19 protein-coding genes and 6 pseudogenes are annotated in these 26,524 nt (G+C 51.1%); 16 read left to right on the plus strand and 9 right to left on the minus strand.

Going from position 1 to position 26,524, the window contains the following annotated elements:
• Positions 1 to 5 precede the first annotated feature (5 nt).
• From ACA048_RS09070 to ACA048_RS09085, 4 genes and pseudogenes are all read right to left on the minus strand, one after another.
• Positions 6 to 260: pseudogene (locus ACA048_RS09070) on the minus strand (arylsulfatase); the annotation flags it as partial.
• Positions 261 to 303: 43 nt separating this feature from the next.
• Positions 304 to 447, minus strand: a pseudogene (locus tag ACA048_RS09075) (transposase); the annotation flags it as partial.
• 71 nt (positions 448 to 518) lie between these two features.
• Positions 519 to 1,928 carry a DUF1254 domain-containing protein gene (locus ACA048_RS09080; RefSeq protein WP_497628820.1) on the minus strand — a complete coding sequence of 470 codons (1,410 nt, stop codon included), beginning with the start codon at positions 1,926 to 1,928 and terminating at the stop codon, positions 519 to 521.
• 99 nt (positions 1,929 to 2,027) lie between these two features.
• A complete protein-coding gene (locus tag ACA048_RS09085; protein WP_497628821.1) occupies positions 2,028 to 2,264 on the minus strand; it encodes an AMP-binding enzyme in 237 nt (78 codons plus the stop codon).
• Between the two features lie 142 nt (positions 2,265 to 2,406).
• On the opposite strand from ACA048_RS09085, the pseudogene ACA048_RS09090 reads away from it, so the two are divergent.
• Together ACA048_RS09090 and ACA048_RS09095 are read left to right on the plus strand one after the other, a co-directional pair.
• Positions 2,407 to 2,616 (plus strand): annotated as a pseudogene (locus tag ACA048_RS09090) (transposase); the annotation flags it as partial.
• 195 nt (positions 2,617 to 2,811) lie between these two features.
• Complete coding sequence (locus ACA048_RS09095; RefSeq protein ID WP_497628822.1) at positions 2,812 to 3,084, plus strand: hypothetical protein; 273 nt, start codon at positions 2,812 to 2,814, stop codon at positions 3,082 to 3,084.
• A 200-nt stretch (positions 3,085 to 3,284) separates the two neighbouring features.
• Here the strand turns inward: ACA048_RS09095 and ACA048_RS09100 are convergent.
• Positions 3,285 to 3,661, minus strand: a pseudogene (locus ACA048_RS09100) (IS3 family transposase); the annotation flags it as partial.
• A 40-nt stretch (positions 3,662 to 3,701) separates the two neighbouring features.
• Between ACA048_RS09100 and ACA048_RS09105 the strand changes: the two are divergent.
• The 3 genes from ACA048_RS09105 (at position 3,702) to ACA048_RS09115 (ending at position 7,051) form a co-directional block, all read left to right on the plus strand.
• On the plus strand, positions 3,702 to 4,568 hold the full coding sequence (locus ACA048_RS09105; protein ID WP_497628823.1) for a hypothetical protein: 867 nt from the start codon (positions 3,702 to 3,704) through the stop codon (positions 4,566 to 4,568).
• A gap of 1,011 nt (positions 4,569 to 5,579) precedes the next feature.
• Complete coding sequence (locus ACA048_RS09110) at positions 5,580 to 6,590, plus strand: contractile injection system tape measure protein (RefSeq protein ID WP_497628824.1); 1,011 nt, start codon at positions 5,580 to 5,582, stop codon at positions 6,588 to 6,590.
• An 8-nt stretch (positions 6,591 to 6,598) separates the two neighbouring features.
• Positions 6,599 to 7,051: a contractile injection system tape measure protein gene (locus ACA048_RS09115; protein ID WP_497628825.1), complete on the plus strand. Its 453-nt coding sequence runs from the start codon at positions 6,599 to 6,601 to the stop codon at positions 7,049 to 7,051.
• A gap of 149 nt (positions 7,052 to 7,200) precedes the next feature.
• On the opposite strand, the gene ACA048_RS09120 is transcribed toward ACA048_RS09115, so the two are convergent.
• Positions 7,201 to 8,229, minus strand: coding sequence for an IS30 family transposase (locus tag ACA048_RS09120; protein WP_497625381.1), 1,029 nt, complete (start codon positions 8,227 to 8,229; stop codon positions 7,201 to 7,203).
• Between the two features lie 511 nt (positions 8,230 to 8,740).
• Here ACA048_RS09120 and ACA048_RS09125 point away from each other — a divergent pair.
• From ACA048_RS09125 to ACA048_RS09150, 6 genes are all read left to right on the plus strand, one after another.
• A complete protein-coding gene (locus ACA048_RS09125; protein WP_497628826.1) occupies positions 8,741 to 9,262 on the plus strand; it encodes a hypothetical protein in 522 nt (173 codons plus the stop codon).
• 84 nt (positions 9,263 to 9,346) lie between these two features.
• On the plus strand, positions 9,347 to 9,556 hold the full coding sequence (locus tag ACA048_RS09130) for a hypothetical protein (protein WP_497628827.1): 210 nt from the start codon (positions 9,347 to 9,349) through the stop codon (positions 9,554 to 9,556).
• 18 nt (positions 9,557 to 9,574) lie between these two features.
• On the plus strand, positions 9,575 to 9,892 hold the full coding sequence (locus tag ACA048_RS09135; protein ID WP_497628828.1) for a hypothetical protein: 318 nt from the start codon (positions 9,575 to 9,577) through the stop codon (positions 9,890 to 9,892).
• A complete protein-coding gene (locus ACA048_RS09140) occupies positions 9,893 to 10,081 on the plus strand; it encodes an AAA family ATPase (protein WP_497629831.1) in 189 nt (62 codons plus the stop codon).
• Positions 10,045 to 10,419 carry a hypothetical protein gene (locus ACA048_RS09145; RefSeq protein WP_497628829.1) on the plus strand — a complete coding sequence of 125 codons (375 nt, stop codon included), beginning with the start codon at positions 10,045 to 10,047 and terminating at the stop codon, positions 10,417 to 10,419. Before ACA048_RS09140 ends, ACA048_RS09145 begins: the two co-directional genes overlap by 37 nt.
• Positions 10,416 to 10,628 (plus strand): hypothetical protein, encoded by a 213-nt coding sequence (locus tag ACA048_RS09150; protein WP_497628830.1) that lies wholly within the window; start codon positions 10,416 to 10,418, stop codon positions 10,626 to 10,628. Before ACA048_RS09145 ends, ACA048_RS09150 begins: the two co-directional genes overlap by 4 nt.
• A 435-nt stretch (positions 10,629 to 11,063) precedes the next feature.
• Here the strand turns inward: ACA048_RS09150 and ACA048_RS09155 are convergent.
• The 3 genes and pseudogenes from ACA048_RS09155 to ACA048_RS09165 form a co-directional block, all read right to left on the minus strand.
• Positions 11,064 to 11,690, minus strand: a pseudogene (locus ACA048_RS09155) (IS110 family RNA-guided transposase); the annotation flags it as partial.
• Between the two features lies 1 nt (position 11,691).
• Positions 11,692 to 11,978: pseudogene (locus tag ACA048_RS09160) on the minus strand (helix-turn-helix domain-containing protein); the annotation flags it as partial.
• A 106-nt stretch (positions 11,979 to 12,084) separates the two neighbouring features.
• Entirely contained in the window at positions 12,085 to 12,699 is a 615-nt protein-coding gene (locus ACA048_RS09165) for a hypothetical protein (protein WP_497628831.1), read from the minus strand.
• A gap of 630 nt (positions 12,700 to 13,329) precedes the next feature.
• Here ACA048_RS09165 and ACA048_RS09170 point away from each other — a divergent pair.
• The 5 genes from ACA048_RS09170 (at position 13,330) to ACA048_RS09190 (ending at position 26,393) form a co-directional block, all read left to right on the plus strand.
• On the plus strand, positions 13,330 to 13,506 hold the full coding sequence (locus ACA048_RS09170; RefSeq protein ID WP_497628832.1) for a contractile injection system tape measure protein: 177 nt from the start codon (positions 13,330 to 13,332) through the stop codon (positions 13,504 to 13,506).
• A gap of 146 nt (positions 13,507 to 13,652) precedes the next feature.
• The gene (locus ACA048_RS09175; RefSeq protein WP_497628833.1) at positions 13,653 to 15,770 is read left to right on the plus strand and encodes an ATP-binding protein; all 2,118 of its coding nucleotides are present in this window, start codon (positions 13,653 to 13,655) and stop codon (positions 15,768 to 15,770) included.
• A gap of 15 nt (positions 15,771 to 15,785) precedes the next feature.
• Positions 15,786 to 16,370, plus strand: coding sequence for a Pvc16 family protein (locus tag ACA048_RS09180; protein ID WP_497628813.1), 585 nt, complete (start codon positions 15,786 to 15,788; stop codon positions 16,368 to 16,370).
• 74 nt (positions 16,371 to 16,444) lie between these two features.
• Positions 16,445 to 17,482 carry a hypothetical protein gene (locus ACA048_RS09185; RefSeq protein WP_497628814.1) on the plus strand — a complete coding sequence of 346 codons (1,038 nt, stop codon included), beginning with the start codon at positions 16,445 to 16,447 and terminating at the stop codon, positions 17,480 to 17,482.
• Positions 17,483 to 17,540: 58 nt separating this feature from the next.
• Positions 17,541 to 26,393: a hypothetical protein gene (locus ACA048_RS09190; protein WP_497628834.1), complete on the plus strand. Its 8,853-nt coding sequence runs from the start codon at positions 17,541 to 17,543 to the stop codon at positions 26,391 to 26,393.
• Positions 26,394 to 26,524: the final 131 nt, after the last annotated feature.

The following is a 26,524-nucleotide window of genomic DNA, read 5'->3' on the forward strand; positions in this document are numbered from 1 at the left end:
ACTACTTATTTGGCCATCTCCTCCCTGGCCGCTGCGATCTTGGCTTTGACTGAATCGAGGTTGAAGCTCGCGCCTTTTTGCATCGGCGGATACTCAACAGCTGTTTCAGCCAGTTTGACCACTTGCTGCTGCACGAACACAAAACGCCAGAACTGGAACTTGAACCACTCGAAATATTCCAGTGACCCTGTGGCGGCCATGTTCTGCGGCCATCCGGCGCGCTCGAAAGGGTCGAGTCGTAGGTTGATCAGGATCGGCATGTAGCGCTTTGCTCTGCGGAGTGACGCCTTGGCGCTCCTGCTAAACCTGATCGACCAAGCGGCGCAGGGCTGACTCGCCGACGCCGAGTGAGCGGCTGGCTTCGATGTAGCTGTAGTTTTGCTTGAGCACGAGGTCGGTAGCCTCGCGTTTGAATTCAGCAGAAAAGGAAAGGCGTTGTTTGGTCATCCGAAACCTCGATCTGGCGAGCATTCTCGCCTTAATAGTGTCCGGTTTCATTAGACCACTACAATTTTCCTCTACATCCGCTTAACCGCAGGAGGGTTCCATTTACCATCGAGCGCCTCGGACTTTGGTCCATACAGCCGCATGGTCAGGTTGAACGCTCCTTTGGGCGCAGGCAGCCAGTTGGCGTCCTTGTCTTTGCCGGGGCTCTCGTTTTGGAAGTACAGGTCGAGAGAGCCATCTGCATTAGTCTTGAACGGCATCCAACTACTGACGGCAAAGCGATTGAGCGCATTCCCGACCTGGAAGCCATCGCTATCGTAGAGTGTGATCGACCAGAAAGCGTTTACCGGTGGAGTGGCGCCCTTGTCGAAGTGGAGCGTGTACTTGTTTGCACCGTCGAGGGGCTTGCCGGTGTCGTCGGCGAGATTCAGCGGATAGATCGCATCCTCGGGGACGTTGGCGCCGAGTCCTTGCTGCGAAACGATGGCACGCTTGAGGTAGTAGTTGCCGTAAACACCCATGGTATCGGTGTTCATTGACCAGCCGTTGGCGACTCGGGCGAGTGTCGCCAGCTTCCAATTCATGAGTGCCTGAGCTTCGGCGGGCACGGCCTCAAGCGCTTGCTTCACAGCCGGGTCGAGCTTGTCGATATCAAAGCTCTTGCCGGGCTCGATACCAATCCGCTTCATCTGCGCGATGATTGGCTGGTCGGTGCTGTGAGGCGGCTGCAGCTTGAGCAGTTCGGCGGCATAGGCAAAGTACTTGGCCGCAGGCATAGAGTCGATCTGGGTCTTTGGCGGTGTCTTCATGTCGACGCTTGGGTCGATCTGTACCGTCACCGGCTCTGCATTTTTACCCCAGCGCGAGAGGGGTGTTACCTTGTAGCCTGCCTGAATCTTATGCACTGCCGGGTAGTCCGCAGCCCCATCGGTCTTGGTGCGGCCGATGACCCAGACATAAGGCGTTGGTGCTGGCAGATGGCTGAAGCCCTGCGGGACGGTTCCGCTCCAGCCGGGTGGGGTCACCAGGAAGTTGCCCGCCTCGGTGCCGGTTGTCCGCCAGCCGGGCGAGGCAAAGACATCTGTCCACATGTCGAGCATCGGCAGGAGGTAATAGCGCCCGTCGGTGTCCGGTGCGGAGATCACCAGCGCTTCCTTGGTCAGGTCCAGCCAGGCGATGGAATAGAGCGTGTCGAAGTTCGAGCGCACTACGCCCTTGAAATCGGCGGGCGGATATTCCGGCACGCTCACGAACATATTCATCGGGCCTTTACCAAACTCCTTGCCAGGTTCGATGTTGGTGAACTGCTTGCGTGTGATGTCCATGGACAACAGCGGGTAGAAATAGGTGTAAGCATCGATGCCGATGGCGTGTGCTTGTTCAGCAGTAGTCGCTGATTGGGCATGCACCGTCGACAATGGGAAGAGAGCGAGTAATGCCAAAGCGGATGTAATGGATTTAAGTGTTTTGATGTTCATCATTCCGTATACCCCAGCAGTATTGAATTGTGTACTCGCCGCTCATCCTTCTGTCTAGAAAGTGAGGTCTGCAACAGACGAGGCAAGCATTTTGCGACGTCACTAGCGTGTGGGACCGCAAGTACGGTTGCCCAACACGCGACGGCTCATCTCTTCTCGGATAAACGATAGTCCCGGAACTGGCTCATGCAACTTATTTTTTTGCAGTTTGCCCGTCGCCATATGCGGCAACGCCTCGACATAGGCCACGTCGTCCGGCAACCACCACTTCGCCACTCGGGTCTCGAGATAGCCCCGCAGCTCTTCCTTGCTGGCCGTTCTGCCGGCCTTCAGCACCACCAGCAGTGGCCATTCCTGTCACTTGGCATGGAGAATCCTGATGACCGCTGCCTATGCCACCGCCAAGAGACCGACTGCGGCGTTCTCCAGGTCAATTCACTCGCCACCGGACTTGATCACATTCTTGGCGGGTTTGGTGACGCGCGGCAGCAACGAAAACACCAATGGCTTGCTGCGCCAGTATTTGCCCAAAGGCACTGATCTCTCCCTGGTCACCCAGGAGCGACTGGACGAAATTGCCGACATGCTAAACACTCGACCACGCCAGACGCTGGGTTGGAAGTTTCCGGTCGAAGTACTGGTTGATTACCTTCAGCTATCAGCGAGCAACAAACTCGAAACCATTAACTGACTGTTGCACTTGGAACCTGAGGCCGCCGAATCAAACTACAAACCCTTGACCCACTTTGTCTCCGTCGAACGTACGGCCGTCAATAGTTCAACGATTTTTTGTAAACACGGTACTTCTATGCTCGGGGCATGCGCGAATGATGGCGCGATTAGAGTTTGTGGGCTATTAGTTGATGGGCCGGCACGAGGCCGGATCATGGAGGATGAAGATATGGCAATTGATTCAGCATATGGAGTACTTTTTGAGCAGGCAAAAATGAACGCCACCGAGTACTTGGAAACCGCAAAACAAGAGATTGATTTAATCTTTGGGCGGGGATTTTCAGCGAATAATCCAGCACTAGTGGATACCTTTATTAAAGCAGCATCTGATGACTTCAATAACTCATGTTTAGTGGTGGCTATTCAGGAAGCTTACGAAAAAGTGAGTGGATCCCTTGACAAATTAGCCCGCAACATCGCTAACTAATACCGTGCAATCAGGCCGCCAGTCCTCAGTCTTCGGCGGCCACTCCATAAAACCCTACTTGAGCACACTGGAGCTACGGCGGCAGCAATGCAATAACACCCCTTTGGTTTATCAAAGCAATCTCGCCCAGCCTATTTACCAGCGGCTTATCAGTTTTCAGCAATAGAAAGTTATCGCCTATACAGCTCGTTATCTCTGGTCTGTCGCTCAACCTCGCTCAGTGCATTTCGCGGCGTTGGCGGTGTGACAGTCGTTCGGGCATCGGCCTGGATAACGTCTGTTTCAGTCCATCGCTGCAACGTCCGCAGCGATAGACCGATTTCCCGGCAGGCCCTGATTTTTCTGGCTCCCGCCGCGACCGCTTTACTCAACCAGTCAACGAGTAACTGCCGTTCTGGCAACGATGTCAGTTGTCCTCGTTGTCGGTCCTCCAGTAGTCGTTGAGCTTTTTTCGCAGCATCAACAACGCGGCTGTTTCAGCGAGCGCCTTGTCTTTGCGGCGCAGTTCGCGCTCAAGTTCCTGGATGCGTTTCTTGTCTTTGCGAGACTGCTCCCGATCTTCTTTTTGCAGGGCCTTTTCAGGTGCGCCATTTTCTTTACCAAGGAGGAAGGTGTTTATGAGGACAAAAATCACTCCGAACGTTCGGAGTCCGGCAATAACTTCCGACACGAGCAACGCCATCGCCCAGCGTGTGCTGGGCCAAGGTGAACGTTTACCCATCGAGTTACCCATTTCCGTCGATGAACTTAAAAACTGGTTGATTGACCAGGAAAATCACTTGGCACGGGAATCGGCCCGACAGGGCTTCGGTTTCCTGGTGCTCAAGCAGGAATTGGGCGACGGCGAGTTTGGGAGATGGCTGGCTGAACATGACTTCAAAGAGCAACGTGTGTACGAGCACATCAGCATTGCCAAAATGCTACTAGCGGCCCCGGCGAGCGTACAACCCATGTTGATGGGCCTAGGTAAGGTGAAGCTGATCGAGCTGGCTCGTTTGCCCCACGAAACGATCGATGAGGTTGCCGAGAGTGGAGAGCTCGATGAGTTGTCTCGATTGTCGGTACGTGAACTGAAAGAGCAGGTGCGCCGCCTCAAGACCCATAATCAATCCATGGAGGCTGATCTTGAGGTGGTGCAGCGACTGAGCGAAACCCTGAAGGCGCAACGGACAGGGGACTGGTCTGCGGATGAGGTGACGCAGTTTGCGTCGGACTTCATCCTCACGACTGCCTTGGCCGAAGATTGGCTGGACCGCGGATTGAAGCAGCTCTATCTGTTGCAAGCGGAAGTTTGCACTCACTTCAGTAGAGTTCAAAACGCCAGTTCTCCACGGATCTGGGAGGCGTTAGCCTGTCAATTATATACGATAACCGCGAGCCTTTACGGCCGGTTACGTACGCTGGGTCGTCCGAAAAAACCCAGTCTGCCTAACGCAGGAGAGCGACCACGGTCGGCCGCCCCTGCGCCGAGCCCCCCCTTCTGAAGGGGAACTCTGCACCACCATTTAATGGTATTGTCAAAAACTATAATAGTTCGATTTTTATGTTGATATAAAGCTTGCAGATGGTTTGAAGAGCCTGCATTTAGCGTTGGTCGCCATGGAAGGCTATTTATACTGTGTTCTGTCGTTTGACGTTATATTTAAGTGGTATCAGGGATATGCTAGAAATGAAGCTTGAAAAGTTGCGAGTGCAGTTCAATATATGAAGTCAGACGACGAAGCTGAATATAAAGCGTAGGCGCGCCACGCCCCGTTGATAGTGTGCGGTTTCCGCCCAACACGAGTTCCGCGGCCAGGAAGGCTCTGAATAAGTTTAAACGAAGCGCCGCCGTTTTTAGTTTGTCATGGCCCCATATGGGACAGGGTAGGTTTTATAACATTTGAAATAGCGACATTGGCCGGTGCAGTCCCCCCCCCAGCAGCCGAACAAAAGTCCACTGACAAAAAATGGCCATCGCCCGTCCTTCATGAATTGACTTCTGTCAGGCCTCTTACAGACGAACTTAAAAGCACTTTTAGCGCGCGTAAAAACTCCGTTGCACATTGATTTTTTGGACCTGATGGACTTGTGTGTCCTAATGGCTTTCACAATCATCCTGGTAGTCAAGGAGGCGCTGATTTATTCGGTTTTTCGTCCCGGCAGCGCTCTGGAGGCCTTGATTTATCAGGGGCCAACAACTGGTTTTTTGAATAAATCAGCGTCTCCCTAAGCTTTAACCTACAAGGCAGGTGTTTATGGACATGTGTCGTATAGCAGTACCGTCGGAGGTGGGCAGTTAAATTTGCATGAAGGATCTACGTTCACTGGAGGCTCGCATGCTCATACGGTTGATGTTATCCCGCTATATTACACTTTGACATTTTTTTATGAAAACTTAAAGGTGAACTGCAATAACTTGGCGTAGAATGTACTGCAAGTTGTGATGCTCGCTAAGTGAAAAGATTATATTTCACTTGCGTGTCCTTTCTCTATGCGCTATTTGAGGTGGATAAATGGTTTTTGCTTATTCAATTACAGGGCATCAACTGGGACGCTTACCCCTCTCTTTAGAGGTGGCTCCGCATGAGTCCGAACGGCTAACCGAAATCTGCAGTCCCTTGTTTCACCAGCGATTGCGCACGGTAATTGCTTCAGTGATGGATAGGGTGCAGCAGGAGTGCGGAGACTTACTGCTAACGGAATCGTTAACGGTAGATCTTGGGGAACTTCCGCTGGCCGGATTTGAAAACCATTTTTGCCAGGGCTTGGAAGAACAATTGCTGCAAACGTTGCTTGGTTATCGCGAGCGCACGACGGTGCCTTGTAGCCAACCGGCCAGGGATCGATTTGGTGTAGTTGAGGTAGCGCAACGAGGTGAGGCGACGCTACGAGAAGAGTCGACGTCCAGCCCGATGTTGAGTCTTCAGTCCAGCGGCCTGACCCTCTTCAGTCACTACTTGGACAACGGTTTCTGGCCGACCATCGAGTACTGGTCAAGCCCGGATACGCTGGACGAGTGGTTACTCAAGCACATGGCGGCTCCGCAGAAAAATTGGTCCGCGCAGTTGGCCATTCACTGCCTCACACAAAGCGCGCTACGACGTTTATACCGAGTACTGCAGCCGGCCACGTTAGCGCGACTCTGTCAGTATCTCTTGCCGTCACAAACGTTCACCGAGCCTGTTACGTTGGTGACGCTTATGCTCTGTGCACTGCGTCATTTTCAGCAGTACCCGCAACATGACATTCCCGATGCCTGGCCTGTGGGGGCGTGGGCCTTTGAGGCCGAGGGTCATGAGCGGTTGCTCGTCACATTGTTTTATGATTATCAGGCAGCGTTCCCTGCGTTGGCGACCTGGTTGCGAGTTCTGTGGGGGCAGCCGACGACGCGTAGGGTTCTAAAGCGGCAGTGGACGCCTGACGATTTTCATCAACTAGAGCAATGGTTGGAAACCGTTCCGGTAAGTCAACTCGAGACGGGGAGGGTTTCTGCTCCGCCCGAAGCTGCAAAGGAAACCGACTAACGTCAGCAATGACGGTCTCACTTTGCTTTGGCCGTTGTTGCCCGGATTGTTCAATTAGCTGGGGCTTTTGCAAGAAGGGCGGCCGTGATCTCCAGGCGCAGGTTAATGCGGTTACCTGGCTGGATGAATTGATTGGGGCGGATCAACAATACGCCGAATGGCGCATGCCTCTGAATAAACTGCTCTTCGGGTTGCACTTATATATGCCGTTGGAGTGGCAGTTACCCGATGATGATCAACAGGAGGTGATGGTGATGCAACAGTGGTTTTCACAGTTGTCAGTACAATTACCGTACTGGCAGCGGTTAAGCGTAACGGATATGTGTCAGCTATTTTTACAACGACCAGCCTGGCTAATGTCTGTTCAGGGAAATAGAGTGCTGCACATCCAGCCGAAAATATATAATGTATTATTAAAACGACTGGTACATGCGATGGAAGTGGTAAACTGTCGTGGATAAAAGAGCCGCTTCTTGTGCGCTGGTCTGCGCCGCCGGTCGGATCGTAAATTAATTGTAAGTTTTGGCTTGTTATAGGTGTGACAGCAGCTACATTTTATAATGAAGCCCTGAGTAAAGCCGGGCGGTTGCAGGAGCTGAGTGCAACACGGTTATTGATTTGAAGTCGGGCCATCATGCCGCATAGCGATGGCCTTTTGCATTACTTGACCCATCACTTCGATTGGACATTTAAAATCGAAGCGTTTGCGTGGGCGCATGTTCAATTGCAGCGCTATGGCATCAAGCTCTTCCTGGCTGTGGACTGACAAGTCAGTCCCCTTGGGCAAGTATTGGCGGATTAGTCCGTTAATATTTTCGTTACTCCCGCGCTGCCAAGGGCTGTGCGGATCACAGAAATAGATCGCCACACCGGTCCTCTGCGTGATTTCGATATGTCTCGCCATCTCCCGGCCCTGGTCGTAGGTCATGCTTTTACGCATCGCCAGCGGCATGCGATTGAGCGCAGCACAAAAGCCTTCCATCGCAGAGGTCGCTGTCGCATCGTTCATTTTCACCAACATCAAGTAGCCGCTGGTACGTTCCACCAAGGTGCCTACAGACGAGGCGTTGGCTTTGCCCTTGATCAGATCGCCTTCCCAATGCCCCGGGGTTAACCGGTCTTCAATCTCCGGTGGTCGCACATGAATGCTGACCATCTCGGGGATCTGGCCGCGCCGATCCACTCCACCAGAGCGCGGCCTACGGGAGGTCTTACCTTGGCGCAAGCAGATGATCAGCTCCTTGCGCAGCTCACCGACCGGCAAGGCGTAGATCGCGGTATAGATCGTCTCGCGGCAGACGTAGGCGTCTTTGAGGCTGGGTATGTTCATGCTGCGCAGCTTGCCGCTAATCTGCTCAGGAGACAAACGCTCACGCAGCATATGGGCCACTAACTCCAGCCGCTCACTGCCCGGCAGTAGCTTACGTTTGGGCCGACAGAGACGACGGCGAACCTGCATCCGTTGCTGAGCAGTTCGCACCAAATAGCGGCTACCTCCCTCCCGGTTACGACGTAGCTCTCGGCTTATGGTCGAGGGCGCTCGGTTGATCAAGCGGGCGATCCTTCGCTGACTAAAGCCTTGGGCCAAACCGAGTTGGATAGTGACGCGTTCTTCGATACTGAGTTCGTGATAGGACATAAGGGCAACACCGTACCGAAATGGTCAGGTGTTGCACTCAGTTTTTGCGGCCGCCCCGATTCGACTAATAGGTTTATGACTTGCGCTGGCCAGTTTTGTGTGTTGATTTTTATCAATTGCTTTATTATAAGGGATAGCGCTCAGATGAACCAGTTCACAGCTGCGACGGATGACGCCCATTTTTTTGATCCGATCACAATGTCGGCAAATTGCTTCAGCAATTGCAGCGCACTTAATATTGCAAGCATATGTCAGGCAAGTGCCGGAACGTGCCGATAAACACGTACTGGATAAGTTTTTCTGAGCGAGGAAAAGCTCAACGACCGAATGAACGCGCCACACGGAGCCTCGTATTGGACGGCCTCTTCGGAGTTCAGGGGCAAGAGGGCATCATGCTCGACGTGGGACGTTGCGTTCTATTGGAGTTATTGGCTATTAGTTTTGATTTGACTGACTTCGAAAAAGATATATTGTTGTTGGGCATGCTGCCTTACTTCGACAGCGCGCTACTATGCGCAGTTTGCCGCGTTGTACGAAGCCTCGAAAAAAACTGCCGACGATTGAGTTGGCCCTGACGTTGTATTGTTCATTTCCCTACGAAAAAATTGTTCAGGAAACCAGTTTTTTAGTCGATTCACCCTTGCTCAACTGCCAGTTGCTTAGCTTGGGCCTGACGGGGCGCAAGCACCTCCTGGCCTCGCTGAAGGATAGTGCCCAATGGTTGTCACGGGGCGCCGAGGCATACGAGACCGAATGCCCCCCGGCCATCGTATCGAGGCTAGTCGCACAGCTGTCGGTCCAGGCGCCACGGCCGGTAATGATGTTGCGTGGTGCTTTAGGTTGCGGGCGCGCGATGGCCATCACGATGGCGGTAAAAAACTTACAGCGTGACACCTTGCAGCTGGACGTGACCCGCTTGCCGAGCAAGGACACGGATGCGCAGCATCTGCTCGTTCAGGTGCTGCGCGAGGTGCGGATGCACGCGGCCTGTCTGGTGGTTCACTCGCTGGAAAGTCTTACCGAGGAACGCTAGGGCTTACTGGCCACTTTTGCTCGGCAGCTGAATCAACCAGGCTTGTTGGTGGTGTGCTTGTGCCCTGCGCAAGGAAATCTGATCTTGCTGCCGGAGGTGCGTCAGGTACTGGTGGACATGCCGCCGCTCAAGCTGGTGGAAAAAGAAACGATGTTGCGCAATCGTCTGGCGGCGCTGCCCAGCTCGGTGTTCGATGTGAAGGATCTTTGTCGACGGCAGCACTTCACAGCGCACACTTCGCCTCAAATTCTGAAGGAGGCAGACCTCTACCGAAGGTTGCGTAATCCTGCATAGGCGTTTTCCGAGGCCGACTTGCGAAAAGCCTTTCGTCTGCGTTCACAACAGAACTTCGTCAAACTGGCACGGCGTATCGAGCCCAAACGCACTTTTGACGATCTGATCGTCGGTGAGGAGTTGGCTCAGCAATTCAAAGAGATCCTGATTGCTACTAAACACCGTAACCTCGTATTGGAAAGTGGGTTTGCGGCCAAGATCGGGTATGGAACCGGTATCAGTGCATTGTTTTATAGTAATTCCGGCACGGGTAAAATCATGGCAGCCGAGGTCATCGCCGGGGAGTTAAGCGTGGATTTGATCCAGATCGGCCTGGCCTCGGTCGTGAGCAAATAAATTGGCGAAACCGAAAAAAATCTCGCGCTTATCTTTAATCGCGAGGAGGCCGATGCAGGGGTGTTGTTTTTCGATGAAGCCGATGTCTTGTTCGGTAAGCGGGTGCGGTCAAGGACTCCAAAGACCGGCACGCCAATATCGAAGTGTCATACATGTTGCAGCGGCTGGAAAGTTACCCGGGGCTGGTGATTTTGGCCACCAACAATCTGGGGCAATTAGATGATGCATTCAGTCGGCGTTTTACCTTCTTCACTCGCTTCGCCTTCTCCGACGTAAGCTTGCGTGAACGAATGTGGCGTGCGATCTGGCCGGAAAAAATCAATCTAACCAGCGATATTGATTGCAAGCAACTGGCGCAGAGGGCCAAGCTGACGGGCGCCAATATCCGCAATATTGCACTGCTGGCTAGTTGGCTGGCAGCCGACGAGCAAGCGTTTTGTATGCTAAACCACCATATTGAACTGGCAATTCAACGCGAGCGGGCCAAAGTTAGCCAACTGGCGATGCGCCAAAACGCTGAATCATGACTGCAATTATTGAATTAGACTTAATTGTAATTCAATTAAACGAAGAGCTTGAAGCTGCATTAAGGGCTTATCTGGATTCTGGCGTCATCATACGCTTTGATCTGCCTGACCCGGAAGATCCACCTGCGGTGCCGGTGGTCAGCGTGTTTTTGTACGTTTTAACCGAACACTCAACCCACATGGGAGCAAACCCTCGCCGCCATCACTAACTATCTTGACCGCCTCTGGCACCAAGGTGGTCTGCTGGGCGAAACCGGAAGAGGTATTTTTTGTTCAGATCGGTAAGGATATCACCATGACCCAAGACGAAATTGAATAAGGTAAGATGATTGTAAGAGTTGGGATGACCGCAGTTAGTCCCGCTGAATCACCTAGGGAAGGTCTTATATGGACGCCTCCCGGAGCTCAATAGGTAGCCATGCTGGCGCGTAGGTAGGAGCAGTCTTATATCCGGCCTGTTGTGCAGGCCGAAAAACCTGCTGGCCCTGATGGAATCCGCTGACGAGGCCCTCATCTGAAAATCGAGCTGAAGGCTGTGCCCGTGGCTCATATTCCCTACCAGGTTTACCCCGTCACGGTCTGACCTATTTCGCCATCACGTGCTTACCGCCTGTGCTCCTTGTGAAGTCTGTTGGTTCCTGTTTTCAATGCCCCGTAGGGCATGCCGTAAAGAGTTCGGCCCGATACGTAGAGCCCTTGGCCAACACGGCCCAAATGGTTCTGGCAAGCTTGTTAGCCACTGCGGCGACCGCCACGTTATAAGGCCGCCTGGTCAACAAGCGTTCAACCCACTCTGACCGGTGTCCTCTATTGAGGATGGAGCGAGCACCATGCATCAACAGCGTTCGCAGATAGGTGTCTCCGCGCTTGCTCAGCCCCAGTTGCCAAACTCTGCCACCGGTGCCCGTTTGTCGAGGAACCAGTTCCAGCCAAGCCGCGAACTGGCGACCAGAATGGAAGGTTGTCGCATCTCCCAGTGAGGCAACAGCGGCTGTAGCGGTCAACAAACCAATTTCGGGAATCTCTGCAATTTTCTGGCAGTCGGAGCTCTCACGCAGGCACTGTTTCAAACGTAGTTCGATTTTTCGAATTTCCTCATCCAACTGGATAATTCGAGTCCACTGATCGCGTAGGCTGTCCAATAACATGGAAGGCACTCGATGCTCAGCATCGGCGAAGGCCTCCGGAACGGCCTTACTCAGCTGGGTATAACCTTCTGGCAGCACGATTCCGAATTCGTAAAGCAGCCCACGTAAGCCATTGCTCTGCATGAAGGATCTCGTTGACTTTTTCGAGCGCCTGGTTGAGTGGCTGGCCGTTGCGCAGCAGATCACTCCCCCTTCGACTCCCACCTCCAGATAATGGTTTCGCCACTTGAATACCGTCGGCGCCGTGACCTGCAACTGTTCGCCGACAGCCTTAGGCTGTCAAACGATCCGCCAGCAGCAGGATGCATGCTCGCTGCGCGAAGCTCGGTTCCGAAGTACTCATGCGCAACCCTCCTTGCAAGGCGATGAGATCAGAAGGCGTCAAAGCAAAGGGGAAGTCGGTCGGGTCATGCGCATACCCAATCCATGACATTCGACGCACAGTATATCGTTACCGGTAAATAAATAGATTAACCGCTCAAGCCACAAGAGAACTTCATTATAAGGGGACATCAAATTATCTCATCGCCTGAACTTGACTCGCGTAACTTAAACTATCGTCTTGCGGCCAGCCCCCCGCTTTCTGGTTATTCAGGGTTTCATTCAATCGCTGAGCAGCCTCCAGGTCGAGCGCCATAACTTGGTTATGAGTCTTAAGGCCGCGTACCTGCTCTTTGAGCTCACGAACTGACAATCGAGATAGCTCATCCAACTTCCCACTGTCGGCGACCTCGTTAATCGTGTCGCTTGGTAATCGGGCCAGCTCGATAAGCTTCACCTTACCCAAGCCCATCGACAGGGGTTGTACTTTCACAGGTGCCGCCAGCAACATCTTGGCGACGCTGATGTGCTCGTAAACTCGCTGCTCTTTGAAATCATGTTCAGCTAGCCACCTCGCAAACTCTCCTTCTCCCAACTCCTGCTTGAGAACCAAGAAACCAAAACCCTGTCGTGCCGATTCCCGCGCCAGATGGTTTTCTTGGTCAATAATCCAGTTTTTAAGTTCATCTACGGACTGGGGCAGATCTATCGGTAGGCGTTTTCCGTACCCTAGAACACGCTGGACGATGGCATTACTCGAATCGGAATCAGTTGACGGACTCCGAACGTTCGGAGCGTTTTTTATCGTCATGATGACTACCTCCATGTGACACAGAATGGGTCCATCGCAAGCATAATGGGTGATAAACAACCCATCGTCAATATTGATATGGGTGAAAAAATGAAGCCCAGCCTAATATAAAAATACAACCGCTTTAGCAAACGCTGCGAAAACGTGGAGCATTCATTCTGGTTACCCAAAGTGCGTTTCAATTGTCGAAAAGTTCATACCGAGGTCTGAGTGATAACGTATTGCAATTGTTCAACCTGTTTTGGCCGGCCAATCTGATGTTAGCCAAGCAGTATTTGCGTCGTACAGCGGTAAATCCGCCTTGAATATGTGGTTGTCTTGCTAATTGGTAACAGGGATGTCGAAACCAGCCAGGAAAACGCAAAATAAGGCCTGCGAACAGACGACATCGGCTTGAAAGGAGGTAGACGTCGTGCATACAAATAGCACTTTACAGACTGCCACTTACTGGGCGCGCCACTCCATCAAGTATGTTTCACTGCGCCAATCAAGTACACATAAGAATATTACGTCACAAACAAGATGGCTTTCTGGCCAGGTATTGTATCGATTGACGGGACGGATTAATCTGCAGACAAGACAGACGGCAACCAGCGCTTACTATGATGTGCTACCTTAAAGATACGCCAATTGTATTTACAGCGCCCGGCATGGTTGGTACCCAGTCATGGAGATTTTACCTTGTACATTGAGCCGCAAGTGTATGACGTACTGCTAACCGATTGGCCATGGCCGACAGGAATGTTGATGCTGCCCTGGTTGATAAAACCGCTGATCATTCATTGGAGTGCGCCGCCTCTCGAGTAATGAAAAAGTGCCATGGGTAGCGGTTAAATACCCACTAAACTGAAAGTAGGCTTCGCTCGAAGCATGTTGCTACATAGGTGTGCGGGGTTGTGGTTAGTTGGGTTGGCTTATATTAATCACTTATTACTATAAGGATAATATTTCTGATGAATCAGTTAACTGAGTCACTCGAAGAAACCTCGCAGTTCTGGGCTGATCCCCATATCAATCAGCTTCTTCGGCAGCTGGAACGCATTGATCTATTGGTGCAGTCGCGGGCTGGGCAGGTGTTGCAACAACAGATCAATCCTGCCTTGGACGCGTTTATTCTTACAGCTGAAGAACTCGAAGCGAGAATAATCGCTCCTTGGGGAGTTCCGCATTGGTGCACATCGTGCAAACCCTGGGAGGACGGTGCATCAACGGCTAATGTTAAAAGTGACCAATGCTATTTGCTGGATAAGCTAGTGACGCGATTTGATTTAACCGAATTCGAAAAAGATGTGCTGTTGCTGGGATTGTTGCCGTATTTTGATAGTCGCTATTTTATTTTGTTCGCAGCCCTGCACGGAACACCGCAAAAAAAGTGGTTAAGTTTTGAGTTGGCGTTAACCTTATTTTGTTCCTCTCCGTTTGAGAAGATAGTCCAAGAGGCGAGTTTTTTACCGCAGTCACCGTTGTTGAGTTTCCAGTTGCTTCGACTCGGAAAAAAAGGCGAGCAGCAAGGAGAGGGCTGGAATCAATCCTTGTTTGAAACTGATATTGGCGTGTATCACTACTTGACCGGGCAGCGGCATCTGCCAGCGTTATTAATGAACTGTACCGAGTGGCTATCTCCGGAAACCTCCTACATCCGGAATGCCCCGCCAGCCATTATGCTTGCTCTGCAAGCTCAGGCGTTTTCCGGCAGTGATGAGGTTCAGTCCGTGTTGATGGTGCGTGGCGCCACGGATACTGGATGCGCGATGGCCGTTACCGCTGCAGCTCTGGCCGTGGGCCGTGACACATTACAACTTGATATGGCGCGCTTGCCGGACAATGACCAGGATGCGCAATACCTCCTCACGCAAGTGTTGCGTGAAGTCCGTATGCACGCTGCCTGCCTGGTGGTGCGCTCACTCGATTGTTTGACCGAAGAACGTAAAGGTTTACTGGCGGCGTTTGCGCAACTGCTGAATCAACCAGGCCTGCTGGTCGTCTGTTTGTGCGACGTGCATGGCCCCATGATCTGGCTGCCCCTTGTACAGCAAGTCGTGGTGGACATGCCTGAGTTAGAACTGGCAGAAAAAGAAGCCCTGTTACGCGGTTATCTGGATCCGCTCACGGTCACTGGTTTTGATGTGATGACGTTCTGTGAGCGGCAGCATTTCACGCCGCACACCCTGCCACAGATGCTCAAGGAAGCAGAACATTACCGAATGCTGCGCGATCCGGATTCGCCACTCTCTGAAGTTGACCTGCGAAAGGCCTTTCGTCTGCGCTCGCAACAAAACTTTGGCAAACTGGCGCGTCGTAGTGAGCCCAAACGTACCTTTGATGATCTCATCGTGGGAGAAGAATTACACCAGCAGTTGACCGAAATTCTGATCGCCACCAGGCACCGCAGTCAGGTGCTGGAACAGGGCTTTGGTGCCAAGGTTGGCTATGGAACAGGGATCAGCGCGCTATTTTATGGCGATTCCGGCACCGGTAAAACCATGGCGGCCGAGGTGATTGCCGGGCAATTGGGGGTTGATTTGATCCAGATCGACCTCGCCACGGTAGTAAGTAAGTACATCGGGGAAACCGAAAAGAACCTCTCGCTCATATTCGATCGGGCTGAAGCGGATGCTGGGGTACTGTTTTTTGATGAGGCGGACGCCTTGTTCGGCAAACGCAGCGCCGTCAAGGATGCCAAGGACCGTCACGCCAATATTGAGGTGTCTTATCTGCTGCAGCGCTTGGAAAGTTACCCGGGCTTGGTGATCCTCGCCACGAACAATCGCAGTCATCTGGACGACGCCTTTAGCCGGCGTTTTACCTTCATCACCCGCTTCGCTTTCCCCGATGTTTCACAGCGTGAGCGGATGTGGCGAAACATCTGGCCAGGAAAAATCAGCCTTGGCGAGGAAGTCGACCTCAAGCAACTGGCGATGCGAACTGAGTTGACCGGGGCCAATATCCGGAACATCGCATTACTGGCGACCTGGCTGGCAACCGATGAGCATACTCCGTGCGTTGGCAATCAGCACATCGAGCGGGCGATGAAACGAGAACTGGCCAAAATCGGCCGTCTGGCACCCTAGACAGGAGATTGATCCATGCCTGCACAGACTGATTCAAACATGATTGTGATTGAGGTCAATAAGGCGTTGCAGACGGCATTAACCGGCTATCTATACTCCGACGTTACGGTTCGTTTTGACTTGCCGGATCCGGAAAACTTGCCTCCCGAGCCGGTAGTCAGTGTATTTCTTTATGACATCTATGAAGATCTAGAGCTGAAAATGGGCGAATCAAGAGCTTACATAGCCGGTGTGTTGCAACCGGCCAAGGTGAACGTATGTTGCAACTATCTAATCACCTATTGGGACAGCAGTCAGGCAGTCAGTAATGACAGTCCCAGTGGTGCGCCGGATAACCAGGCCATGCTGGTGATGAATCAGGTGTTGAACGCATTAATCAATAACCGACAACTCCCCAGCATTCCCGGTGCCTATACCCGGGTCATCCCCCCCAAGGATGAGGGTTTGTTCAGCTTGGGGAGCTTTTGGCAGTCCCTGGGCAACAGACCGCGGTTACTGCTTAATTATGCAGTGACTGTTCCTGTGTCCTTGACCAACAAGCTTGATGTCATCGCAGCGGTTGATAGTGCCGAGATTGATCTTGAGCAAAAGCCTCGTTAACGATTGCGGATGGCGAGACTGGAGGCAGGCGACGATCGCCGGATTGAGTGTCCAGAATCGACAGGGTGGATGTGATGCCAAGTTATACGTCTATCAAAAAAGGTGTCCGTACCGCGCGGCAGGGACGCTTATCTTCTCAATGCCCTCAAGTTCGCACTGAAAGCAGCGATGATGCTCCAGTGGAGGTCAGTGAGGCGGCCACTGCCACGTTGTCCAGTGCGTTGAGGTCATTGCTGACATATCGAAAAAAGGATGCCTCGGCATTAAACATGGCTCCAGAGTATCGGGGCGCAGGTGATAAGTACGAAGAAAAGCTAAAAACAGATATCGGCGGTGATATTTTGGCCAGAGGCCTGGATGAATTTGATAGCGAGTACAGGGAGGATTTTCTGGAGGCCTTGAGCTATGCAATAGATATCTTGAATATAGCAATTTTTCAACTCAGGACAGCTGAGCCAGGTGGGCGTGTGGAACAACACCTGAGTAAGGTGTTTGCTGTCGAGGAAGAAGGGCTTGATGATATTTTGGATTTTTCTGGAATGGCCAAGCTATTAGAGGAAAATTATTCGATCTTAAGGGACGCGCTGATCGATTTCGGGGGAGGGCGTCGCAACCAGATATCTCTTGCCGATAGCATGGACCACATTGCTTCAATACATCCAAATGACCTTGGTCGACGGTTGAACCTGGGTCTCGGTTTTTTTGAAGCCGCCACATATGTGCGCGCGCATGCACTTATTCACGAAGTATCGCATCAGGAATTGGATACAGAAGACTATTGGTATAATGCTGCCTTTGAACCTAAAGAGCTATCTTCTCATTACTATAGAAAGCTTGAGTATCTTGAACGGTCGATTGAGTTGCAGCGAACGGTTGTAGACGGGTTGTCGGTTGAGCATATAGAGGATAAAGAAAAATTCGCAATGGGGCTGGGAATGAATAGCTCCGATGAAGATGCTGATTGTCAGAGCGCTATCAAACTCTTTCATAACGACCTCAGTGAAAGGTTGGATGCTTATATCAATAATGCCGACATTGTTGCATGTTTGGCTCCGATCATTGCCGGCCCGGATCTTGTCACTCTCTCTAATCGCGGGATATATAAGAAATAAGTGATTTGCACGTCCGAAAATTGTTTGCCCGGATTATTCACTTCAGGAGTAATGTGACATGCCTGATTACCACCCAGAGAAAGATGCTCCCAAAGATGCTCCCAAAGTAAGACGGGCGTGGGAAGAGACTGTTGACCCTGAGGACGAATCAGTCGGGGAGGTCGCTGGGGCTTCCTATCGAATGGTGGGAGGTAGCCCCTCCCTGCCGCCTCGCACAAACCGAGTTGAGCCGGCGACAGTCTCTGAAGTGAACCTTGAAGATCTGTCGGAAGAAGAGTTTGTAAATTTTCACTCGGCAGGCTTGGATCCAGAGGCGTTCAATCTTGTAGGCCTGAAAGAAACCGATATAGATAACGATGCTCCAGTGCTTCAATTGGGCAGCCAGGGAGGTGCTGGTAGCTCACCACCTGATGAGAGGGAAGGACTATCGGCCGGGAGCGACAATGACAGTTTATTCTCTTCTCTTCGTGCGACGCGCCTGCAGGAAGCCCAGGAATTCAGGCGCAAGGGGTATAACAGTCAGGTGCCTGAGGTTGACTCAAGGTTAGTGACGCAGCTGCGTGAAGCAGTGGCCATGGCCAAATCCCGAATTTCCCTCCATGCAACCGTTGGAGGGCCGCTGGGTTCCCTGTGGCTGCTGGACCAGATAGTCAAAATAGAGCGTCTCACGGGCAAACTTTCAGATGACGTCATAAAGAGCTGGGTCAAGGATGAGCTGCCTGGCAGAAGCAGTGGGGAAGCAGAGGAGGTTGAACTGGGGAGTCGGCGTACGGCCCAGTCGCTGGCCAGACGGCTGGAGTCAACCCTGCAGACGCTGATCCGTGTTGTCCATACCCTGTGTGCTATTGATGACCACAGCACGCCGAAAAAACGGGGCGAACTACTCGTCACTGAGCTTGCCAGTGCGTTCTCTTCCAGTGATGAAAGTTCGGTGATACAGGCTCTGAAACGGATGACGTCAGAGGTTTCCGGTGATACCGCCTGGACTTCCCTTATGCAGGCCCGGGCAGCGGGATGGGAGACCGATAAGGCGGCCGCCATCAGTACGATGATCGAGACCACGCGGCACGAAGCGGAAAAAGCCAATGAAAAAGCCCGTGCGTTGCCGGGCTATTCTGCTTCTCAGGCTTTCTTTAGTGGTGTTGCCACATATCTCCAGTCACTGTCCGGTGAATTGAAAAAAGCGTCGGGTAACGCGAGCCAGAGCACCTCGTCTCCGATCATGCCGTATGTGAATAATGATAAGGCGGTCGCGCCATTGTCGCGCTCAGGTTCCCTCCCACAGCGATTCATGGCGGGTGTTGGCAAGAAAAAATCACAAGCACAAATTGCGTTAGCGGGAGGGGAAGGGAAACTGCACCAGCTTGGCCGAATCATCCGGCATGGTGACCTCACCAAAACGCCATCAAAAAATACCGAACGTGTCGTTGCCGATTCCGCCATCAGAAGCATTTTATGGCAGTGGCAACAGACGGCGATCAAAATTCAGTACGCCAGCGGTGCGATATTGTCAAAAGTGAAGGAGTTGAAAAAAATTGAAGAGATGTTTTCATCCGACGCCGTGACGTATGACAAGGGGGGGCAACAGGAGGGCCAGGATACTTCGGTCAGCCATCCGGGCGAAGATGACCTGGTTGCGCAGGTCAGACAATGGGTAAATGACAGCATTGAACAGACAAAACCTGAAAACCAGCAGGCAGAAAAGCTGGCGGTACTGAATAAGCTCCTGGACGGTGATATTGACAATGCTCGTGCACTGATTGGCCGCTTAAGGGAAAAAGCGGAGAGTATGCAGAGTCTGCTCAAGCAACAGCGTTATGCTGTCCTGAAAATGATTATTCAGCGCTCGGGGCTGGACCCTTCCCTGCGGGCGGTGGATGAGCTGTTGCCGGATGTGGCCAAGGACCTCACCGCGAGCCTTGCAGCCCTGGAAAACGCCTGTCAGGCAGCCGCCATACGCCATTTTGCTGAAGCTGAAAAACAGGCCGACTATGCGCAATTACGGGCGACAAAGGTTAAGGAAGGCCTGTCTGCAAAGTCAGCACGGCTTACCGAAAGGCCGCTGGATGAACATTCCCGGGGCTCACGCCTTGCCAAACATTGGGCGAATCTAGCAAAAGAACAGAACCAGCATAATGATCAGCCGCCTGATGCCGAAAGGGTATTTTCCTCTCTGAAAAAACAGGGATTGTTGGAAGGGGTTCTTTCAACCGGAGACCCTGAGGGGTATCTATTCGCCACCCGACTTGCCGGTGAGCTTGAAAATGCCCGTAATGATGAACTGAGATTACCAATGAGCCCGGAACAATATACCGCATTAGAAAAGGGTCTTGTTGAGTATATTGTGAAGTGGGGGCAAAAGAGGGTCTCACGAGGGATAGCTCGTATTATTATTGAGCTGTCTTTCGAGCAGGGCCTGGATGCGGTATCTTTCAGCGTGTCAAGTCTCTTCCGGATACCCTTTAAGGTCCTGAAGGCTTCGATAAAAGTACCGTATAATGTTAATAAGGTTAATAATTATACCATGCCAGGTCACGACAAGCCTTATAAGGCGATTTATGGCTTGCTGGAGAAAAAACTCAAGCAACTTGGCTTTAATATACTGACGGCGCCTGTGCCTGGCATGATAAAACTTGGGGCCGGTGCCGTAGTAACCGCAGGTGCGGCCTTATATAATGTACATGTCGGGAACAGAGAGAACACATTCAGTGCGGTTTATGGACGTCTGACGGAAGGGGGGGAAAGTGGAAAAATAAAAATGCAATCTGCGGGGGAGATGCTGTTTGATACAGTGATTGATACCAGCACTGCGGCAGCTTTTAAAGGGACGCGCATAGCCTGGGGAGCAGGGAAAAGTGAGAACAGCGCTATTCCAGATAACGCGCTCGTTAACGAACATGTTCGTGCTGTCCTGGCGCAGCAGGACCAGATGAAGGCCGAAGAAGATAGCCCTGTATCGGGAAATGCTGCGGAAAACGAGAGAGAGGCGAAGCCGGAGAGCGACGCCATGCCGTTACGGCAACAGGCAGAGGTTAAGCCGTTCTCTGATGAGAATGACCAGGCTTCTAGGCAACCCCGTATCAGAAGTAAACGGTCGCTGCCCCCCGCTCCATCCAATAATGTTCGAGAAGACGTACCCGCGCCATCCCGTCAATGGCATCAAAATATTCCAGCAGACGCATCTCTACAGTCAGAACATTTTGATTTTGATCGTGGCATACGTTATCAGGACTTCTCCGATGAGAAGAAACAACACACCTATGCCTATGGCATTACTTTCGTATTGCATCAAATAGAAAATGATGACAGTCTCCCAAAAGAAATCAGATATAACGCCTACTTGGCCAGGCATGGGGCCAAAATCCTCGTTCCTGTTGATATAGGAGGATACAAACTTAATAACACAATCTTACTTCCTGGCAGTTACGGCTCAAAAACGGGGGTGCTTATTTGGCTGGACTCGGAGACGCCTTACTACTATGTCGGGCAAGGGAGTGATCTGCCGGAGGATCTTGTATTGGCTATGCCTTACGATGCTAATATCCGACCGAAGAGAGGTGCTTTTCAGGATTATGTCGCCAGCAGGCTCAGTGGCGTTCAACTTTTTGACGCTGTCAGGAGGGGGGGGGTGGATGTTTTTGGCAAGCGCTTTAATTATAATAATCCAGGCGAGATGGATGTAGCCAGTCTTTCTACGAGACTCGCTGATACTATAAATAACGATTATAAGCTTGCGGGGCGGACGATAGGCAATCGCTTGTTAATTTCCAGAGCAATTGCCGGCGCTCATATTCCTGATGATGGGATCAGTGTAAAAGAAGTACCATTTCATGTTAGTTACACCTGGGGTGGCTCGACTGCCGCAGAGTATCTGAGAGGATTCGAAAGACCATTCTCTACCCTCAGCGGGGATATGCAGAGAATAATAAGCTCCAATAAGGGGGAAACGGTACGAGAAGCCAATATGCATATAGCGCAGGCTGAATATATAGGAAGCTGGATTGATGCCACTGCAGGGGCAATCACCTCATTAACGCCGGCAGGGTGGGTTCTCAATACCCTGCAATCGGCAACGGGCATTATCGCTGATTTGACAGAGGGTAAGAAGCCTGACGCACTGATGGTTGCTGGTCTGGTTATAGGGTGCATTCCTGAGGGGCGAATCGTCGCTAGAATAGCAAAGCTCTCCCGCATTGGCGGTAAGGCTGTTAAATACGGGCTTATGCTTGGGAATAAATCTGTCGATCTGGCCATCGTGGGGAGAAGCATCAAGACAGCCATGGAGACTGGTGACCCTCTTGCCATTTACCAGGCGTTGTTGGCCAGCGGAATGAGCGCCAAGAGTTCTTATGACATGGCAAAGAATATGTCATCAACGCTAAAGATAAGTAGAAGAATGGAAGACAGCGCTTCGTGGGAAGAGCTTGAGGCGATCCACAACAATACCCCAGAGTCTATTTTACCTTCGACCATGACCGAGCGGAGATTCAAAGTGGGGTCGTCAGAATTGCTCGGTAGAATAAATAATGGGGAAATTGAGATATCCAGTGATGGAGTCACTTGGGATAAGGGAAGTGCACTTCATTTGTTAGCGTACCGCCTACAAAACGCAGGGGGGAAATCCAAGCTCAAGGCGGGGGGATATGAGCCCCATACGCCCGGGTATCAACATGACTATTCGATAGATTTAAGTGGCTTGAACGGGTTGCGTGCCAAAGTGAAGCTGAAGCTGGGTAAAGGGGACACACGTGTTCAGAGATTTAATGAGGAAACGGGGTCTTATTACAATTCAGATGATTATGAGGTCTTGCCTTACCAGACCACTATTACGGATGTCGATACTATGGTGGACGGTGGTGATACTGTGGTGGACGATAGTGTGGTGCGGAGTTCGTTAGAGGATATGCATAGAAAATTTGAGTCGCTGAAGAGAATTGCAGCTGACTATACCGGAAGTGGAGCTGCGGATTTGAGAGAGAATCTGCAAATGGGGGGGACTCTTGTTTCTGAACTGCGCAGGGGGCTCCCCGACAGCCAAAGCGGCAGTACGTTACATTTTTTGCTGATTGAAAAAACACCGGGACCGGTTACTGCCGACAAAATTCTTGGTTTCGCCAAGATTGTTGATCTACTGCCAGGTGATACGTCAGGAGAGAAAGGTGCAGTCATTCTTGAGTCGGTCGTTGCTCACCCCTATACCCTTATCAGTAAAAATAAAGATTTTATCGAGTATGCTGTCAGCAGGGGCCTGCAACTAAGTCAAGAGGAGAGGACTCGTTATAATATAAAACGGGTTGGCGGTCAGTTGATGCGTGATGGGCTGAAGAAAACCATGCAAAAAATCGACAGGGAAGTGAAGATGGGTGTGAAGCTGGGTGGAAGATCAAGCAGACCCGATAGCATTCAATTCTCATCACGTAACCCGATTACGGCACGATTGGCAGAGAGCTTTGGTGTCAGTCGCGTTGGCGACAGTGGCACACCTGAAAAAATTAACTTTGTCCATACACAGCAGCCAAAAGCTGCCCGTGAAACCATCACGCGTGACTCACCAGGACTGATTGCAGAAACCCTTAACCTCGAATTGACAGAGCTGGAGCCGCTGACCAGTGCCCAGCAGCAAACATGTGATCAGGCCAAGAAGTTATTGGAAAAGGATTCCACCATACTTAAATATATTGCGGGACCTACTGAAAACTGTGCCAATGCCGCTAAAAAGGTGACCGAACTCCTCACAGGAAACGGGTATACCAACATTCGCTTTGCAGAACTTGGGATGTGGAAATCGGATTATGGTGGCCCTACCAATCATTTTGTGGTATTCGCAAGTCATAATGATGTCGATATTGCGATAGACATTACAGCAGGACAATTCCGTCGGGGGGAGATGAGCGGGCCTATTTATACCACCGTCAGTAACTGGAAGCTCATTGTGAAAAGCGCTTTTGGAGGTCAATCCAATCTGGTGAAATATAAGGAGTTTTCGGTACCTTTTAAAATGAATACTCATGCGACGACCTCGGATATATTTGACGGGATGAAAAATCCTTTTGTGAGGATCGAGGGCGGGGAAATACTGACCAGGCCTAAGTGGCATACAAAGGTTTTTGATACCCTGAACCTCCGGGAACGAGCCTATCGTGACTTTGATGATGTGATTGGCCGGACACTCTCCGTATCGAACGGAGCCAGTTCGGCCAAGAGTCCCTGGGAGTTTGTGCTGGCGTTACAATCTGATGCGGGTCTGTTAACCACGAGCGAGGATCTCAAGTTACTGGATAATTCCTGGCGTCAGGCAAATAGCAAGAGGTTCCTTGGGCCGAATGAAAGAGCTGTTAATGATCTGGAGCAACTGAGCAAGCTCCCCAAAGGGAGCCGACTACAACTGACAGTCCTTGACACTGGTGAAGTGCACCCGATGTTGAGTTTGGGTGGGGGGTACGTGATATCGGTGGATAATACCTGGATGGGCCTTGGTTATGGTGCCGGAATACAAAAAATCAACCTGCTCCACGACCTTCAGAATGGAAAAGAACTAAATAGCTTCCATCGTAAAGGCGTTCTTGGCGATATAACAATTCGAGCTGAAGAGGGTTCCAGGTTACCTACGGTAGAATCTATATCGGCTATGCTCCCAGCTCAGCAGCCAGCTGCCCGTGAAATCATCGCGCGTGATTCACCAGGACTGATGGCAGAAACCCTTATGGAAGGGCGCAATGAATATCTAGATCTCACCTATAGGAACCCAGGGAAACTTATTGCTGCGAGACGTGGATACAAGGACTATAGCTTGAGTACTACGTCTGCTGTCAGGGAATACACAACAGCAACTCCTGCTGAACGTCAGGCAATAATGCAAAAAGCCCACCGGAATGAACTGGCGTTCAATCGAATCTTCGGAGCCGAAACAGCTGAGGTATTGCCTACGTCAGCGGCGGCGGGTGAAGATATGATCTCCCTCAGGCTCAAAAAACTTCCGGGCGAGTCCTTGGCCGATATAATAGAAGGTGCTGATCAAACTAAGATTGACGAGGTTCTCTCGAGTGATCGCGAGAATACAATCAATGATCTGGTAAATACGCTGGCTGTGGAGGGTATAACGCATAAAGATATTAACCTTCATAATATTGTCTATGACCCGAAACAGCGCAAATTCTATTTCAGTGATTTCGATGATGTTGAGTTTATGGGTAGCAATGCTGAGGGAACGACCTCAGTACCTGACACAGATATCAATTCGATGAAGGCCGATTTAAAGCGAGTTTTTGATGATTTTGCCCTGTCAAATGCATGGCGCAACCCCGCAGAAAGTACCAGTGCATGGGGGCCTAAACTGCCAGTGCCCCATAGTAGCATTTCTCAAACAAGAGTTGCCGAGTTGAAAGGGCTTGCTGTTGGAACCGAAACGTTTGATGAGAGTGTGAAGAATCAGAAAGCGATGAGTCGGAACGAAGGGAAATATTATTCGGATTTGTTTTCATACAAGGGGAATAGGGGTGTATGGAGTGAAAACTTAAAAAAAGGTAGCGAAAAGTACACTGCGTTTTATGAAAAGCCTGGTGTGCAGGCGGAAAAAAGTAAAGAATATAACGAAAGGTATATGGAGGAGTCCTCGCAAAATACAGATGCACCCTATATAGATGAAGCCGGACAGGTAACTAGCTCTCCAGGTAAGGTTGTGGTTTTAAAAGTTAAAGGCGACACACAAAAAAGAGACCCTTATAGGTTTAGAGTTTCTGATGATGGAACGGTTCTTGTTGTAGATGACATGTTTGGACATATAGACAGGTCCATAAGCGTAGGTAATGCAGGAGTAGCCCTGCCTATGAATGAACTTCAAGGGGAGTTCATAAAGTCAAGACCAGATGTGCTCAAACACATCAAGTATGTTACCCAGGAAACCATAGCAAACGCAGCCACACAGACCGTATTGAAAACTATAAGCCCAACAATCCAGAAAGGGCTAAAAAAAGAATTAATAGTTCTTACCCCCAATGGAGCATCGGCGGACGCGTTTCGCGTGATGTTGAATACACCCAATGTACAACCCACCGCGCGTATGCTAAGTACCTATCCCGAGATTGGTAAGCAAATCGTAGAAATACGTATCTACGGCCTTGACAGAATCACCATGGTTCTTGCCGAAACGAAGACGGCGGATGAGAGGTTTGGTGCCAGTCGCATTGGCGACAGTGGCACATCTGAAAAAATTAATTTTGTCCATACACAACCGCCAAAAGCTGCCCATGAAACCATCACGCGTGACTCACCAGGACTGATGGCAGAAACCCTTAAGGAAGGGCGCAATGAATATCCAGATCTCACCAATAGGAACCCAGGGAAACCTATTGCTGCGAGACGTGGATACAAGGACTATAGCTTGAGTACTACGTCTGCTGTCAGGGAATACACAACAGCAACTCCTGCTGAACGTCAGGCAATAATGCATAAAGCCCGCCGGAACGAACTGGCGTTCAATCGAATCTACGGAGCCGAAACAGCTGAGGTATTGCCTACATCCGAGGCGGCGGATGAAAATATGCTCTCCCTCAGGCTCAAAAAACTTCCGGGCAAGTCATTGGCCGAGATAATAGAAAATGCTGATCAAACTACTATTAATGGGGTTCTCGAGAGTGATCACGAGAGTGCAATCAGTGATCTGGTAAATACGCTGGCTGTGGCGGGTATAGTGCATAATGATATTAACCTTCATAATATTGTCTATGACCCGATACAGCGCAAATTCTATTTCAGTGATTTCGATAATGTTGATTTTATGGGTCGTAATGCTCAGGGAGCGTACCAGCCACTATTTGACACAGATATCAATTCGATGAAAGCCGGTTTGAGGCGAGTTTTTGATGATTTTATCGTGTCAAATGCGCGGCACAACCCCGCAAACAGAGGTTGAGGCGTTCTCTGATGAGAATGACCAGTCTTCCAGACAACCCCGTGCAGGCAGGAATAAGAGGTCTATTGATGATGATTTACCTGGTGATCCAGGTAAACATCGTCATTCTGTACATCAGGACTTGGGCAGGG

Source organism: Pseudomonas sp. LBUM1659, from assembly GCF_059716045.1.